Origin of the sequence: Salipiger bermudensis, assembly GCF_019801965.1 — a bacterium.
Lineage (GTDB): Bacteria > Pseudomonadota > Alphaproteobacteria > Rhodobacterales > Rhodobacteraceae > Salipiger > Salipiger bermudensis_A.
Genome location: NZ_JAHVIA010000008.1, coordinates 328,068 through 343,920, shown reverse-complemented (window position 1 = coordinate 343,920; position 15,853 = coordinate 328,068). Strand labels below are relative to the sequence as shown.

Sequence of the window (15,853 nt, the reverse complement as noted above, 5' to 3'; positions counted from 1 at the left end):
CGCAAATGCCTTGGATGGAGGACCCCGGCCGAGGTCTTTCGAGAAAAGATGATGGAGGAAATCGGCCGACGCCCCTACTCTCGCAGGTCATGGGAGTCGCGCTTCGGGTAGCGCACACAATCCGGCACCCGCCCTGGAGCCGCCTTCCGGGCCTCTGCGGCGCGCGCACGCCCGTTTGACCTGTTGATCCCTTTACCGAATTCCGCGCGCATGCGCCACGCCCGCGCATCAATCAGCAGCGCAGCTCGCGAATTGTCTGCGCGCCGCCGCGAAAACCATCTCGACCCTTGCCCGTGCTCTGCGCCTCGGTCACAACGAACCCATGGATGATACACCGGACATTCTCTGCATCGGCTCCGTTCTCTGGGACGTGATCGGCCGCTCCGCCAGCCACATGCGCCAAGGCTCCGACGTGCCCGGCCGGATCACCCGGCTGCCCGGCGGCGTGGCGCTCAACATCGCGATGACGCTGGCGCGCTTCGGACTGCGCCCGGCGCTGCTCTCTGCGGTCGGTCAGGATCCCGAGGGCCACGAGCTGGCGGAGGCCTGCGAGCAGCTGGGCTGCGACACCCGGTTTCTCTATCGTTCCGAAGACCTTCCGACCGATCGCTACATGGCCGTCGAAGGCGCCAACGGGTTGATCGCCGCGATCGCAGACGCCCATTCGCTCGAGCGTGCCGGCTCGCGTATCCTGAGGCCGCTCTCGGATGGCACGCTGGGCACCAGCGAGGCGCCGTTCACCGGCTCCGTGGCGCTTGACGGCAACCTCAAGGAAACGCTGCTCGACGAGATCGTCCGCGACGCGGCCTTCGCGAAGGCCGACATGCGCATCGCGCCCGCGAGCCCCGGCAAGGCCGAGCGCCTGATGCCGTTCCTCCGCGCCGGTCGCGGCGTGCTCTACGTGAACCTCGAGGAAGCCGGCCTGCTCTGTCAGGAAAGCTTCAAGAGCGCCCCGGAAGCCGCTGCAAAGCTTGTGGAACGCGGCGCCGCGCGGGCCGTGGTGACCAATGGTGGCGACGCCGCCTGCGATGCCACCGCCGACGGTCTCGTGGCCGAGCGGCCACCGGAGGTTCTGGTGACCCGCGTCACCGGCGCCGGCGACACTTTCATGGCGGCGCATATTGTGGCAGAGCTGCGCGGTGCGGCCCGGGCCGAGGCATTGACCCTCGCTCTGGATGCCGCCGCAGCCTACGTTTCCGGAGACATCGCCTCATGAGCCTCATCAGACTTTCCGCCGCCGTCGCCGACGCCCTCGCCAAGGGCGCCCCCGTCGTCGCGCTGGAATCGACGATCATCACCCACGGCATGCCGTGGCCGCAGAACCTCGATATGGCCCGCAAGGTCGAGGCGGTGATCCGCGAGGAAGGTGCCGAGCCCGCGACCATCGCGGTGATCGACGGTGAACTCTGCGTCGGTCTCGAGGATGCCCAGCTCGAGGCGCTGGCGCAGGCCCGCGGTGTCGCCAAGCTGAGCCGTGCCGATCTCGCCGTGTGCATGGCGCAGGGCCGCACCGGCGCCACCACCGTGGCCGCCACCATGATCGCCGCCGCGCAGGCCGGCATCTCGACCTTCGCCACCGGCGGCATCGGCGGCGTGCACAAGGGCGCCGAGCAGAGCTTCGACGTCTCCGCCGACCTGCAGGAGCTGGCCCAGACCGCCGTCACCGTGGTCTGCGCCGGGGCAAAGGCGATCCTCGACCTGCCCAAGACGCTGGAAGTGCTTGAAACCCTTGGGGTTCCGGTGATCGCCTTCGGCCAGGACCAGCTGCCGGCCTTCTGGTCGCGCGAGGCCGGGTTGCGGGCGCCGCTGCGCATGGACACGCCGCGTGCCATCGCCGAAGCGCAGGCCATGCGGGCTGCGCTCGGACTGCCCGGCGGCCAGCTCGTGGCCAACCCGATCCCGGTCGAGGCCGAGATCGCCCGCGCCGAGATGACCCCGGTGATCGAGCGCGCCAATGCCGATGCCGAGACCCACGGCATCCGCGGCAAGGATCTGACGCCCTACCTGCTGCAGCGCATCTTCGAGCTCACCGAGGGCCGCTCGCTGGAGTCCAACATCGCGCTGGTTCTCAACAACGCGCGGCTCGGGGCACGCATCGCAAAGGAAATGAGCGCCCTGCCCCGAAATTGAGCTTTCGCTTTCGGAGCATCATTGTAGACCGGAATGCGAGCGCTTACCTTCATTCAGGCACTCGGCTTCTGGACGGACAATGAACACCCCCTTCGACGACAAACCGCGCAGGCCGGGCCTGCTGGCCTCCCTGCGCGCGAGCTTTCTGACGGGGCTGGTGGTCATCGCGCCCATCGGCCTGACGATCTGGCTGATCTGGACGATGTTCGGCTGGGTCGACGGCTTCGTGCTGCCGCTGATCCCCGACCAGTTCAATCCCGAGGCCTATATCGGCATCAACCTGCGCGGCCTCGGCGTCATCTTCTTCCTGGTCTTCACCATTCTGGTGGGATGGATCGCCAAGGGGCTGATCGGGCGCTCTCTGATCCGCTTCGCCGAGACCCTGGTCGAACGCACCCCGGTGGTGCGCTCGATCTATTCCGGCATCAAGCAGATCGCCGAGACGGTGTTTGCCCAGTCCGAGCGCAGCTTCGAGAAGGCCTGCCTGGTGCAATATCCCCGCAAGGGCATCTGGGCCATCGGCTTCATCTCGACCCAGGCCAAGGGCGAGGTCGCCGATCGCGCCGAGACCATGGCAGGGCTGACCTCGGTCTTCGTCCCGACGACCCCGAACCCAACCTCCGGCTTCCTGCTGTTCTTCCCCGAGGAAGACGTGGTCGAGCTCGACATGAGCATCGAGGATGCCGCCAAGCTGGTGATCTCCGCCGGTCTGGTCTACCCGCCCGATCGGCCGGGCGACAAACCCCGGGTCGAGCCGGTCCGCAAGGCCTCCTGAACCGATCGCCCTCGCGGCAGCCGCCACGCTGCCTCCGCGAGCGGCGTCAGACACTTGCAGCGCGTCAGTCTGTCACGAGGTTGCGCGTCATGCTGGCAATATCGGGCAACCTATGGGAGAGTTCTCTCATTCGTTTTGTGCCATTTTTAAAGGATGCCCGCATGTCCTGTTTGTCCCGCATGCTTTCCCTTGTCCTGCCTGTCTGCCTCGCCCTGCCCCTTTCCCTGACGCCGGCCCGCGCGCTCGAGCCGCTGAGCGGGTTCGGCGACAATCCCGGCGCGCTCGATGCCTTCCTCTACCGGCCCGAGGCCCAGGGCTCCGAGCTCACCACGCCTGCGCCGCTCATCGTCGCGCTGCACGGCTGCCTGATGAGCGCCGAGGGGTTCGATGACGAGACCGGGCTGGTGGCGCTGGCCGAGGATCTGGGGGCGCTGCTCCTGCTGCCGCAGCAGCGCGAGGACAACATGGAGCGCGGCTGTTTCCGCTGGTTCGATAGCGATGACAACCAGCCGGGCCTCGGCGAAAGCGCCTCGATCCTGCAGATGATCGACCACGTGCTCGCCACCGAGAGCGCCGATGCCGCCCGGGTCTACGTGCTGGGCCTGTCTGCGGGCGGCGCCATGAGCGCGGTGATGCTGGCCAACCATCCCGATCGCTTTGCCGGAGGGGCGATCATCGCCGGGCTGCCCTATGGCTGCAACCGGCCGGTGGGCCTGTTCGATTTCACCTGGTACACGCTGCACTACAATGTCTTCGCTCAGGACGGGGCCGATGCCAGCTATGCCTGCGGCATTACCCGCTTCTTCACTGCCACCGATCGCAGCCCTGCGGATTGGGCCGGCTTCGTGCAGGAGGCCGCCGCGGTCCTGCCCGAGACCTGGCCGCGCGTCTCGATCTGGCAGGGTCTCGGAGACGAGACGGTCGATCCGGCCAATCTCCAAGAGCTGACAGAGCAATGGGCCAGCCTGCAGGGGATCGACGCGCTGCCCGACGCCAGCGAGATCTACGGCGGCGCCACCCGGCACCTCTACCATGACGCCGCGGGCGAGACCCGGCTGGAGACCTGGACCATTGAGGCCTTCCCGCACGCGGTGCCGATCGACGCCGATGGCGCGCCGGAGCCCTGCGGCAGTGAGGCGGCCTATATCAACGATGGCGGCCTCTGCGCGGTGCGCCGGATTGCGCGGTTCTGGGGGCTCGGGGGGTAGGCCCGGCGACGGGTGCCGCCGCCGGGCCGCGCGGCTCAGCGGTTGTCGAGCTGCGCGCGCACGCTCGCCAGCCCGTGGCGTGTGATGCGGTAGGGATGCCCGCCGCAGGAGCGGATCAGGCGTCGTCGTCGCAATCGCTCGAAGACCGGCAGCGTGCAATCGGTCAGCACGAGCCCGTCGCGGGTGATGCAGCTCACCGCGCGCACCTTGCCGTTCTGGGCGCGATCGAAGCGGATCGCGCCACCCTGTGCCAGCACGTGAAGCACGCGCTGTTCGTGTTTGGAAATGTTCATGGGGGATGCCCTTGGAGTGAACGCAAAGCATAGCGCCGTCCGGCCATCGCGCGGACGAAGCGTTTGGGTTCAGCGATCCGTGAAAAGGATCGCGCGGTTGCCCGCAATCTCCAGCATCAAGTCTCCATCTGTCCGGGGCTGCCCCGGCTCTTGGAAGTATTAGGTCAGTCTGGTCCGTGTTTTCAACCCTTCCGGGCGAAACATGCCCCGCCAGGTGGCCTCAGTGGCGCATCGGCGAAGAGAACATCTCGCGCAGATCGGCGGTCTGCCGTTCCCCCAGCGCCGCGCCATGCGTGCTCAGGAAGCTGCCCGCGGCGCGCCGCCCGGCGGCCTTGAGCTGCGCCACAACCGTGGGCAGCGGCACCATCTTGGTGGCGACCGAGAGGTCGTTCATCAGGTCGTCATCGGCGATCATGTGGACCCGGAGTTTCTTCATCGCGCCCTCGCGAACGGAGCCCGCCTCAATCAGGCGCTGAACGAACTCGATGGCGCGCAGCTCGCGCAGGAGCGCCGCGTTGAAGCTGATTTCGTTGATCCTGTTCTGGATCTCCGGCGGCGTCACCGGCACCGCCTCGCGCACGATCGGGTTGATGTTGACGATCACCAGGTCATCGGGCAGCGCCGGCTTGAACAGCGGGAACAGCGCCGGGTTGCCGGAATAGCCGCCATCCCAGAACGCCTCGGTGACCCCGGTCTCCGGGTCGGTCAGTTCCACCGCCTGGAACAGCGTCGGCAGGCAGGCGGAAGCGAGGATGGCCTCGGGGCAGAGCTTGTCGCCCTCGAAGACCCGCACCTTGCCGTCGCGCACCGAGGTGGCGGAGACGAAGAATTCCGGCCCGGCATCGGCGCAGATATCGGCGAATTCCATGCGCCGGAGGATGTCTTCGAGCGGGTTGCGGTAGAGCGGTCCCCAGGCATAGGGCGACAGCATCCGCCCCACCGCCTCGCCGGCAGCAAATGGCAGCGAATACTGAACCGCGTTGCTCACCGTGCCGGCCGGTGGCAGCCAGGCATGCATCCATTCCGGGATCGAGATGTCGCGCAGCCCCGCGACCTCGTGCCAGAGCCAGTCCAGCGTCTCGCGCGCGCCCTCGCGCCCGCCGCGCACCAGCCCCGCCTTCAGCGCCGCGCCGTTGAGCGCCCCGGCCGATGCGCCGGAGATCCCGGCGATCTCGAGATCGTCCTCCTCGAGCAGCCGGTCGAGCACGCCCCAGGTGAAGGCGCCATGCGCGCCGCCGCCCTGCAGCGCAAGGTTGATCCGCCGGGTCATCTCGGCCCCCTTTCACAACGCCCCGGTCTTCTTCTGGCCGAAAATATCCCGGGGTGAATTGGCCGCAGGCCAAGAGGGGCAGCGCCCCTCTCTGCCCGTGGCCAATCGCCTCAAAGCGCCGTCCAGCCGCCGTCGACCGAGATCGTCGTGCCGGTGATCTGCGCCGCCGCGTCCGAGCACAGGAACACCGCGGTGCCGCCGATCTGCTCGGTGGTGGCAAATTCCTTCGAGGGCTGGCGCTCGAGAATGACCTTCTCGATCACCTCGTCCTCGGTCATGTCGTATTTCTTCGCCGTGTCTGGGATCTGCGCCTCGACCAGCGGCGTCTTGACGTAGCCTGGGCAGATCGCGTTGGCGGTGATCGGCTCCTTGGCGGTCTCCAGCGCCACCACCTTGGTCATCCCCACGACGCCGTGCTTGGCCGCCACGTAGGCCGACTTGTAGGGCGAGGCGGTGAGCCCGTGCGCCGAGGCGATGTTGACCACCCGGCCCCAGCCCGCCTGGCGCATCAGCGGCAGCGCCGCGGCGGTGCAGTGGAAGGCGGAATTCATGTTGATCGCGATGATCGCGTCCCACTTCTCGACCGGGAACTCGTCGATCGGAGAGACGTGCTGGATGCCGGCATTGTTTACGAGAATGTCGCAGGCGCCGGCTTTCTCGATCAGCGCGCGGCAGTCCTCGCCCTTGGACATGTCCGCCTGGATATAACGCGCTTCGACGCCGAACTCCTTGCCGAGATCCTCGGCGAGCTTGTGATCCTCGGCGTTGTCGGTGAAGGAATTGAGCACCACCGAGGCGCCGGCCCGCGCCAGCTCGCGCGCCACGCCAAGCCCGATGCCCGAGTTCGAGCCGGTGATGATTGCGGTCTTGCCCTTGAGAGACATGTGAAACTCCTCGCTTTTTTCAGCGGCAGCATAGCAATGCTGCACCTGCAAGATAAGCAAATTCGGGAGCTGCCGGTTCCGCAATCTCGGCTTCACGCTTTCGCGAAGAATATGGCCTTGCGCTCGCCGCCGACTGGCCGCAAAAGCGCCGCATCAGCGAAGCCCGAGACCAAAAAAAACGCCGGCACGAGGCCGGCGTTCAGTCATTGAGGCAGGTTTCATACAGGCAAGAAACCTATCGAGCAGTGCCCTCGTTATACGCGCTTTACCGCTGGAGTCCAAGCTAAAAGTTTGAAAAGACGTGAAAGCCCCGGTACCCTCCGGGGCCAAGAAAACAAGGGCAGTGAGGGATTGTTTCAGCAATGATGGCCGATTATTTCGCGCGCCGCACGGTCGGCGCACTGGCGCTGGCGGCGATTCTGGGCTGCGGTGGAATCGCCTCCGCGGAGCCCGCGCATGGCATAGCTATGTATGGCGACCCTGCCCTGCCCCCAGATTTTGATCACCTGCCCTATGCCAATCCCGAGGCGCCCAAGGGCGGCAAGCTGGTCACCGGCGAGGTCGGCAGCTTCGACAGCCTCAACCCGCATATCCTCAAGGGCTCGGTGCCGTGGCAGCTTCGCTTCCTCGCCTACGAGAGCCTGATGGGCCGCAGCTGGGACGAGCCGTTCTCCCTCTATGGGCTGCTCGCGGAAACCATCGAGACCGGCCCGAATCGAGAATGGGTGGAATTCACCCTGCGCGACGAGGCCCGCTTCTCCGATGGCAGCCCGGTCACCGTCGAGGATGTGATGTGGAGCTACGAGACCCTCGGCACCGAGGGCCATCCGCGCTATCGCGGCGCCTGGTCCCAGGTCGAGCGCATGGAGCAGACCGGCCCGAACAAGATCCGCTTCACCTTCTCGACCGATGACCGCGAGCTGGCGCTGATCATCGGCATGCGCCCGATCCTCAAGAAGGCGCAGTGGGAAGGCCGCGACTTCGGCTCCAGCGGGCTCGACGTGGTGCCGATCACCAGCGCGCCCTACGTCATCGACAGCTTCGAGGCCGGCCGCTTCGTCTCGCTCAAGCGCAACCCCGATTACTGGGGCAAGGACCTGCCCTTCATGACCGGCCAGGCCAATCTCGACGAGATCCGGATGGAATTCTTCGGCGACGGCACGGTGCAGTTCGAGGCCTTCAAGGCCGGCGCGCTCAACGCGCTGCGCGAGAACAACGCCGAAAAATGGGAGACGCAGTATGATTTCCCCGCCGTGCAGCGCGGCGACGTGGTGAAATCCGAGATCCCGCATGGCCGGCCCACCGGCATGACAGGCTTCGTGATGAACACCCGCCACGGCGCCTTCGCCGACTGGCGCGTGCGTGCGGCGATGATCCACGCCTTCAACTTCGAATATATCAACGAGACCATGACCGGCTCGCGCCAGCCGCGGATCACCTCGTATTTCTCCAACTCCGATCTCGCCATGAGCAGCGGCCCCGCCGAGGGCCGGGTGCGCGAGCTGCTCGAGCCCTTTGCCGACACGCTCCTGCCCGGCGCGCTCGAGGGCTATGCCCTGCCCGAGGGCGACGGCAGCGCCCGCAACCGGCGCAACATCCGCGCCGCCATGGGGCTGATGGAGGACGCCGGCTGGACGGTGCAGGACGGCGTCATGAAGAATGCCGAGGGCCAGCCCTTCAGCTTCGAGATCGTGCTCAACCAGGGCGCCGGCGAGGAGCAGTCGATCATCGACATCTACGTGCAGGCGCTGCAGCGCATGGGCATCGCGCCGCGCGTCACGGTGATCGACTCGGCGCAGTATAACGAGCGCGTCAACCGCTTCGATTTCGACATGACCTTCTTCCGCCGTGGCATCTCGCTCAGCCCGGGCAACGAGCAGCGGCTCTACTGGGGCTCCGAGGCGGCAGGCCAGGAAGGCTCGCGCAACCTGATGGGGATGCAATCCCCGGCGGCCGACGCGATGATCGACACGCTGCTCAACGCCACCAGCCGCGAGGATTTCATCGCCGCGTCGCGCGCGCTCGACCGCATCCTGACCACCGGACGCTACGTGATCCCGATCTACCAGTGGAACATCTCGCGCATCGCCCATGCCAAGGAACTGACCTTTTCCGAGCAAACCCCGGTCTATGGCGACTGGATCGACTGGATGCCAAACGCCTGGTGGTGGCAGCCCGAGTGAGTTTGGGCTAAACTCCCGGCAAGCCGGAAACCGGCCGGCATCAAGACCGATACAAGAACAAACAACGAGCAGAGCAATGAAACAGGCACTTCTCATCGCCGCACTGGCGGTTACCCTTGGCGGCTGCGCCACCATCGACGGCGTCGGCCAGGACATCTCGAACGGGGCGCGCACCGTCGAAAGCTGGTTCTGATCGCGCTATCCGACCTTTTGGCACGTTCCCGTGCGCCCCGCCCCGGTCTAACCTGAGACACGGGCAGAGGAGATAAAGGATGAGCGACCGCGTGGAGCTTTTGGGCGAGGGCCGACCGATCCGGGCACTGGTGGTCGATGACCACCCGCTGTTTTGCGACGCGCTGACACTGACCCTGCAGTCGATCTCGGATTTCGAGGAGATCCGCAGCGCCGGCACGCTGGAAAAGGCGCTCGACATCGTCGCGCAGGGCGAGCCGCCGGACCTGGTGATCCTCGATCTCAACCTGCCCGACGTGCACGGGCTCGACGGCGTGGTGCGGATGCGCACCGCCGCGCCCCGCGCCGCCATTCTCATCGCCTCGTCGATGGCCGACAACCGGATGATCAGCCACGCGCTCAAGGCGGGCGCCAACGGGTTCGTGCCCAAGCATTCGCAGCGCTCGGTGTTCCGCCGCGCCTTCGAGGCGGTCGGCCGCGGCGAGCCTTTCGTGCCCGATGGCTACATCGATCCCCGCGAACCCGACTGCGGCGCCGGCCCCGACGACGCGCTGGCCCGGCTGGCGACGCTGACCAACCAGCAGGCGCGCATCCTGTCGCTGATCTGCGAGGGCAAGCTCAACAAGCAGATCGCCTATGACCTCACCATCGCCGAGACCACGGTGAAGGCCCATGTCACCGCGATCATGCGCAAGCTCGGGGTCCATAGCCGCACCCAGGCGGTGCTGATCGCGCAGGAGGCCAACTTCAACCGGGTCTTGCCAAGCGAAGGGGCCACGCCGTAACCTGCCGTGCACATCGCAAGGGGAGGTGATGTCGTGGACGGAGCACAAACGCGCTCCGCAGGGAGGGAAACGGACAAGGCCGGGGCCCTGCGCGTGGCGCAGGTCGACAGCACGGCCGAGGATCCGATCGCGGCGATTGCAGCACAGCTCGGCGGTGGCCCGTTCGAGCTGGTCTGTCTCTTCGCCTCTCCCGAAGCGGATTTCATCGCGCTGAACGACGCCGCCATTGGCGCGTTTGGCGGCGCCGACGTCTTCGCCTGCACCACCGCCGGCGAGATCGGCCGGGCCGGCTACGAAGAAGGCCAGATCATCGCCATCGGCTTCCCCTCGGACCTGTTCGCGGTCGACGCGCTGGCCATCGACGGGCTCGACGCGCTCGATGACAGCCAGGTCATCGACCAGCTGATGCAGCGGCGCATGGCGCTCAATGTCGATGCGCCGGAGAAACCCTACGAGTTTGCCTTCCTGATGGTCGACGGTCTGTCGCTGCAGGAGGAGAACGTCGCCACCATCCTCGCCTCGGCGATGGGCCAGATGCCGCTCTTCGGCGGCTCCACCGGCGACGGCACCGATTTCGGCGCCACCTGGCTGTCCTACAACGGCAAGATCCGCAGCAACGCGGCGCTGCTGGCGCTGGTGCGCAGCCGCTGCCCGGTCAAGGTGTTCAGCATCGATCACCTGGTGCCCACCACCACCCGAATGGTTGTGACCCGTGCCGCACCCGATCATCGCACCGTGCAGGAGATCAACGCCGAACCGGCAGCGCAGGAATATGCCCGTCTGCTCGGGATGCGGCCGGAGCAGCTCGACACCTTCACCTTCGCCACCCACCCCGTCGTGGTGCGCCTAGGCGACAGCCACCACGTGCGCTCGATCCAGAAGGTCGGCGAGCAGGGCGAGCTGGTGTTCTTCTCGGCGATCAACGAAGGCATGGTGCTGACCCTCGCAGAGCGCCAGGACATGGCCAGTCATCTCGATCAGGCGCTCGACGCGCTGTCGGCGAAAGGCGCCCCGCAGCAGATCCTCGGCTGCGACTGCCTGCTGCGCCGCCTCGAGGCCGGACAGTTCCAGGAGACCCGCGCGGTTTCGGACGTGCTGACGAGGCACAACGTGGTGGGCTTCAACACCTACGGCGAGCAGTTCGGCGCATTGCACGTCAACCAGACCCTGACCGGGGTGGCGTTCTACGCCGCCGAGGACGAGGATCAGCCCTGATGTCGCTGATCAACCCGGACGATTCCCTCGAGCGCCAGAACGAGAAGCTGCTGCGCATCGTCGAGACGCTTATGAACCATGTCGAGCATGGCAACGCCCAGTCCGGCGAGGCCTATGCCCAGTTCGAACGCGCCGCCCTGCTGGAAAAGCGGGTGCGCGAGCGCACGCTGGAGCTCGAGCGCACGCTCAACCTGCTGCACGAATCCAACGCCCAGCTCGCCCAGGCCCACGAAGAGACGGAAACCGCGCGGCGCAACCTCGCCGACGCCATCGAGACGATCTCGGAAGGTTTCGCCCTGTTCGATGGCGGCGACGTCCTGGTGATGTGCAACTCGCGCTTCTGCCGCGATTTCCGCGACAGCGTGCGCGACCTGCGCCCGGGGCTGTCCTTCGAGGGCTACGTGCGCCATGTCAGCCGGTCGCGCCACCTGTCCCTGCCCGAGGGGCTCTCGCCCGACGCCTGGGCGGCAGACCGGATGCGCAAGCACACCGACCGCCGGGTGATGTTCAACGTGCGCCACGGTCAGGACCGCTGGCTGCAGGTCTCCGAGCACCGCACCGCCAATGGCGGCACGGTGATCCTGCAGACCGACGTGACCGACATCATCCGGCTCGAGCGGCAGGAGCGGCTCAAGCTCAAGGACAAGCAGACGCGGATGATCCGCGCCACGCTCGACCATCTCGACCAGGGGGTGTGCATCTTCGATGACGGCGCGCACCTCGTGGCATGGAACGAGAAGATCGGCACGCTGATGAACCTGCCCGCCCGCCGGCTGCACCTCGGCGCCTCCTTCGAGGGGCTGATGGAGCAGGTCGAGCAGAACTTCCGGTTCTCGCAGGAGAGCGACCGCGACCTGTTCCTGCGCTGGACCGACCAGGGCGGACGCCGTGGTCCGATCAGCTTCGAGCTCAGCCGTGATGGCGGCATCGTGCTGCGCTTCTTCGGGCGCGGCATGCCGGATGGCGGCTTCCTGTTCTCCTGCACCGATGTCACCGCCGAGCGCGAGGCGGCGCGGCGGCTGACCGAGGTCAATGAGATGCTCGAGCAGAGGGTGATGGAGCGCACCCTCGAACTCGAGGATGCGCTCTCCGCCGCCGAGCGCGCCAACGCCTCGAAGTCGCGCTTCGTCGCGGCGGCGAGCCATGACCTGCTGCAGCCGCTCTCGGCGGCCAAACTGTTCATCTCGTCGCTGTCGGAGAAGAGCGCCGATGCCGGCGACAAGGCGGTGCTCGACAAGGCGGAATCGGCGCTGACCTCGGCGGAGCAGCTGATCGACGCGCTGCTCGACATCTCCAAGCTCGAATCCGACGGGCTGAAATTCGACATCCGGCCGGTGGCGCTGCGCGAGGTGTTCTCGCGCCTGCGCGACGAGATGGAAGTCCTCGCCGCCCGCAAGGGTCTGAAGCTGCGGATGATCGACAGCGACCTGACCGTCGAGACCGATCCGGCCTACCTGCGCCGGGTGGTGCAGAACCTCGTCGCCAACGCCATCCGCTACACCGAAGCCGGCCGCGTGGTGATCGGGGTGCGCCGCCGCGGCGGCACCGCCCGGATCGAGGTCTGGGACACCGGGCCGGGCATCGCTGAAGAAGACCAGTCGGCGATCTTCGAGGAGTTCCGCCGGCTCGACACCCGCGCCTCGACCAATGACGGTCTGGGCCTCGGTCTCGCCATCGTCGAGCGCGCTTGCGCCCGGCTCGGGCACCCGCTGGGGCTGTGGTCGGAGCCGGGGCGCGGCTCGTGCTTCATGGTGAGCCTGCCCGTGGTCGGCGCCACCGCGCCGTCGCGGCCCGCCGCGCTTGGGCCGGCGCGCCCGCAGGGGCTGGCGCAGGCCGGGCTGATCGTACTGCTGGTCGAGAACGATCCGCAGCTGCGCCGCGCGATGACGGTGCTGATGGAGAGCTGGGGCGTCAACGTGATCGAGGCCGAGGATGCCGCAAGCGCGCTCGACCTGTTGGCCGATCTCGAGATCGTGCCCGACGCTCTGCTGCTCGACTACCAGCTCGGCGCGGGCATGTCGGGCACGCAGCTTTTCGGCGAGATCACCACCCGCATGGGCCGCCTGCCCTGCGCCATCGTCTCGGCCGACCGTTCGGAGGCGTTGCGCGAGGCCTGCGCGGCGCTGCAGATCGAGCTCCTGTCGAAGCCGGTGGACCGGCACCGGCTGGGCCGGTTCTTCGACGCAGTGGTGCGCGGCACGCTGGCGGCGGAGTGAGCGGCGCTCAGCGCGCCTTGAAAAGCCCGCCGAGGATGCCGCGCACCAACCGCTTGCCAGTGGTGCCGGACAGCTCTTTCAGAACCGCCTGCCCGAGCGCCTCGCCGATGGAGTTCGGCGCGCTGTAGCGGCTGGAGCGCGGCTTGCTCGCGGTCTTGCGCACCGGCTTGGCGCGCGGTGTCGGATCGTAGCGCCGGGCGCGGTTGTACTCGCGGATCATCTCACCGGCATCCCCGGCCTCCTCCGAGCCCTGCTCCGCGCGATCCGCCTCCTCGGCCGCTTTCGCCGCCTCCTCGGCCCTGCCCTTGAGGATCTCGTAGGCCGAGTGCCGGTCGAGCGGCGTGTCGTATCTCGCCGCGAGCGTCGAGCCCGCCAGTACCGCCGCGCGCTCCTCCGGGGTGATCGGTCCGAGCTGCGACGCGGGCGGACGGATCAGCGTGCGTTCGACGATGCCCGGCACCCCCTTCTCCTGCAGCATCGAGGTCACGGCTTCGCCGGTGCCGACCTCGCGGATCGCCACCTCGGTGTCGAAAGCGGGGTTCGGACGGTAGGTCTCGGCGGCCTGCCGCAGCGCCTTCTTGTCGCGCGCGGTGAAGGCACGCAGCGCGTGCTGCACCCGGTTGCCGAGCTGGCCGAGAATGTCGTCGGGAATGTCATCGGGGTTCTGGGTGATGAAATACACCCCCACCCCCTTGGATCGGATCAGCCGCGCCACCTGCTCGACCTTGTCGACCAGCGCCTTCGGTGCGTCGTCGAACAGCAGATGCGCCTCGTCGAAGAAGAACACCAGCTTCGGCTTGTCGGGGTTGCCGACCTCGGGCAGCTCCTCGAACAGCTCCGAGAGCAGCCAGAGCAGGAATGTTGCGTAGAGCCGCGGCGAGCCCATCAGCGCGTCGGCGGCGAGGATATTGACATGGCCGCGCCCGTCGGGGGCGAGCTGCATCAGGTCCGACAGGGCCAGCGCCGGCTCGCCGAAGAGCTTGTCGCCGCCCTGGTTCTCAAGCACCAGAAGCCGGCGCTGGATGGCCCCGATCGAGGCGGTCGAGACGTTGCCGTAGCGCAGCGACAGCTCCTTGGCGTTCTCACCGACCCAGACCAGCAGCGCCTGAAGATCCTTGAGATCCAGCAGCGGCAGGCCCTGCTCGTCCGACAGGCGGAAGGCGATGTTGAGCACGCCCTCCTGCGCGTCGGTGAGTTCGAGCAGCCGCGCCAGCAGCAGCGGGCCCATCTCGGCCACGGTGGTGCGCACGGGATGGCCCTGCGCGCCGAAGAGATCCCAGAACACCGTCGGGAAGGCGCTGTAGGAGAAATTGTCGAACCCGATGGTGGCGTTGCGCTTGGCGAAGGCGTCATGCAGCTTGCCCTCCGCGCTGCCCGCCTTCGCAAGCCCCGAGAGATCCCCCTTCACATCGGCGAGAAACACCGGAACGCCCGCCGCCGAGAAGCCCTCGGCGAGGATCTGCAGTGTCACCGTCTTGCCGGTGCCGGTGGCGCCCGCGATCAGCCCGTGGCGATTTGCATATTTCAGCGCCAGACATTGCTTCTCGCCGTAGCCCTCTCCGCCACCGCCCAAAAAAACGCCACTTTCCATGCCGGACCTCCACGCGCGTGCGCTCCGAGCATACAATGTTAACCTTTTGAGGCCAGTGTCTTTTTTGCCCGGGGCATCATGTCCTCTCCTGCTCCGGGCAGACTTCCTCCCTGTCAGACTGGCCGCGCTCTCGGGCGCGGCCTTTTTATGCAGTTGTGATCGCGCTGACGTGAGAAAGCCTGTTGACCGCTTCAAAAGAGTTTCGTAGCGTTCGGCCAATGACAAAGCCGGCCGGTCCGGCAGGGAGCAAGGGGGAAGGGACCATCTGGTCCCTTTTCTCTTTTGTTCTACCGGCTTGCGGCTTCCCGCCATCGTGTCCGGGGTGCGTCAATTCCGGCCTGACACCGCGTCGGCGCCGTGATACTCGGACGAGGACTCATGACCATTCCGAGGGAGTTTCCATGACCAGACTGCTTTCCGCCCTGTGGGCCCTGCCGCTCGTGGCCGGCCTCTCTGCCGCACCGGCATTCGCCCAGGACAGCGCGCAGTCCTCCGAGCAGCCAGCAGAACAGCCCGCTGAACAGCCGCAGACCGCCATCGGCGGCGGGCTGAGCATGGGGGAGTCCGATGCTGACGCCACCCCCGGCAGCCAGCAGCCCGAGACCTACACCAAGGCGACCCACGGCGACTGGCAGGTGCAGTGCCTGCGCGTGCCCGAGGGCACCGAGGCCGAGGACCCCTGCCAGATGTACCAGCTTCTCAAGGACGAGAACGGTGGCGACGTGGCCGAGGTCAGCGTGTTCCGCCTGCAGAACGGTGGCCAGGTGGTTGCCGGTGGCACCTTCGTCGTGCCGCTCGAGACCCTGCTGACCCAGAAGCTGACCGTGGCCGTCGATGGTGGCCAGGCCAAGCGTTACGATTTCTCGTTCTGCACCCAGATCGGCTGCTACGCGCGCGTCGGCTTCACCGCCGATGACGTGGCCCGCTTCAAGGCCGGCAGCTCCGCCACCGTCTCGATCGTGCCCGCCTTGGCCCCGGACCAGCGCGTCGAACTCGAGATGTCGCTGTCCGGTTTCACCGCCGGCTTCGACGAGGCCTCCGAGCTGCGCCAGTAAGCGCAGCGGACGCCGGAGCAGAAAAAGAGGGCCGCGGGAGGCATCCCGCGGCCCTT

Annotated in this window: 14 protein-coding genes; 10 read left to right on the top strand and 4 right to left on the bottom strand. The window is 67.2% G+C overall.

Annotation, left to right across the window (positions count from 1 at the left end):
• The first annotated feature begins 322 nt into the window (after positions 1 to 322).
• The 4 genes from KUV62_RS18995 to KUV62_RS18980 all read left to right on the top strand — a co-directional run bounded on the left by KUV62_RS18995 (position 323) and on the right by KUV62_RS18980 (position 4,113).
• On the top strand, positions 323 to 1,216 hold the full coding sequence (locus KUV62_RS18995; RefSeq protein ID WP_222605298.1) for a PfkB family carbohydrate kinase: 894 nt from the start codon (positions 323 to 325) through the stop codon (positions 1,214 to 1,216).
• On the top strand, positions 1,213 to 2,130 hold the full coding sequence (locus KUV62_RS18990; protein ID WP_222605297.1) for a pseudouridine-5'-phosphate glycosidase: 918 nt from the start codon (positions 1,213 to 1,215) through the stop codon (positions 2,128 to 2,130). The genes KUV62_RS18995 and KUV62_RS18990 overlap by 4 nt, the downstream gene beginning before the upstream one ends.
• 79 nt (positions 2,131 to 2,209) lie before the next feature.
• The gene (locus KUV62_RS18985; RefSeq protein ID WP_222605296.1) at positions 2,210 to 2,905 is read left to right on the top strand and encodes a DUF502 domain-containing protein; all 696 of its coding nucleotides are present in this window, start codon (positions 2,210 to 2,212) and stop codon (positions 2,903 to 2,905) included.
• 161 nt (positions 2,906 to 3,066) lie between these two features.
• The gene (locus KUV62_RS18980) at positions 3,067 to 4,113 is read left to right on the top strand and encodes an alpha/beta hydrolase family esterase (RefSeq protein ID WP_261395759.1); all 1,047 of its coding nucleotides are present in this window, start codon (positions 3,067 to 3,069) and stop codon (positions 4,111 to 4,113) included.
• A 35-nt stretch (positions 4,114 to 4,148) separates the two neighbouring features.
• Here the strand turns inward: KUV62_RS18980 and KUV62_RS18975 are convergent, their stop codons facing one another.
• From KUV62_RS18975 to KUV62_RS18965, 3 genes are all read right to left on the bottom strand, one after another.
• Positions 4,149 to 4,406 (bottom strand): YjhX family toxin, encoded by a 258-nt coding sequence (locus KUV62_RS18975; protein ID WP_222605295.1) that lies wholly within the window; start codon positions 4,404 to 4,406, stop codon positions 4,149 to 4,151.
• Positions 4,407 to 4,626: 220 nt separating this feature from the next.
• A complete protein-coding gene (locus KUV62_RS18970) occupies positions 4,627 to 5,676 on the bottom strand; it encodes a patatin-like phospholipase family protein (RefSeq protein ID WP_222605294.1) in 1,050 nt (349 codons plus the stop codon).
• Positions 5,677 to 5,786: 110 nt separating this feature from the next.
• Entirely contained in the window at positions 5,787 to 6,560 is a 774-nt protein-coding gene (locus tag KUV62_RS18965; protein ID WP_222605293.1) for a 3-hydroxybutyrate dehydrogenase, read from the bottom strand.
• 362 nt (positions 6,561 to 6,922) lie between these two features.
• On the opposite strand from KUV62_RS18965, the gene KUV62_RS18960 reads away from it, so the two are divergent.
• From KUV62_RS18960 to KUV62_RS18940, 5 genes are all read left to right on the top strand, one after another.
• Positions 6,923 to 8,743 (top strand): extracellular solute-binding protein, encoded by a 1,821-nt coding sequence (locus KUV62_RS18960; RefSeq protein ID WP_222605292.1) that lies wholly within the window; start codon positions 6,923 to 6,925, stop codon positions 8,741 to 8,743.
• A gap of 76 nt (positions 8,744 to 8,819) precedes the next feature.
• A complete protein-coding gene (locus KUV62_RS18955; protein ID WP_222605291.1) occupies positions 8,820 to 8,936 on the top strand; it encodes an entericidin EcnA/B family protein in 117 nt (38 codons plus the stop codon).
• A gap of 79 nt (positions 8,937 to 9,015) precedes the next feature.
• Positions 9,016 to 9,720, top strand: coding sequence for a response regulator (locus KUV62_RS18950; protein WP_222605290.1), 705 nt, complete (start codon positions 9,016 to 9,018; stop codon positions 9,718 to 9,720).
• A gap of 33 nt (positions 9,721 to 9,753) precedes the next feature.
• Positions 9,754 to 10,935, top strand: a complete 1,182-nt coding sequence (locus tag KUV62_RS18945; protein ID WP_315901597.1) for an FIST N-terminal domain-containing protein — start codon at positions 9,754 to 9,756, stop codon at positions 10,933 to 10,935.
• On the top strand, positions 10,935 to 13,151 hold the full coding sequence (locus KUV62_RS18940) for a PAS-domain containing protein (RefSeq protein ID WP_222605289.1): 2,217 nt from the start codon (positions 10,935 to 10,937) through the stop codon (positions 13,149 to 13,151). The genes KUV62_RS18945 and KUV62_RS18940 overlap by 1 nt, the downstream gene beginning before the upstream one ends.
• A gap of 7 nt (positions 13,152 to 13,158) precedes the next feature.
• On the opposite strand, the gene KUV62_RS18935 is transcribed toward KUV62_RS18940, so the two are convergent.
• Positions 13,159 to 14,742 carry a helicase HerA-like domain-containing protein gene (locus KUV62_RS18935; protein ID WP_222605288.1) on the bottom strand — a complete coding sequence of 528 codons (1,584 nt, stop codon included), beginning with the start codon at positions 14,740 to 14,742 and terminating at the stop codon, positions 13,159 to 13,161.
• 401 nt (positions 14,743 to 15,143) lie between these two features.
• Between KUV62_RS18935 and KUV62_RS18930 the strand changes: the two genes are divergently transcribed.
• Positions 15,144 to 15,797 (top strand): invasion associated locus B family protein, encoded by a 654-nt coding sequence (locus KUV62_RS18930; RefSeq protein ID WP_222605287.1) that lies wholly within the window; start codon positions 15,144 to 15,146, stop codon positions 15,795 to 15,797.
• The last annotated feature ends 56 nt before the right edge of the window (positions 15,798 to 15,853 follow it).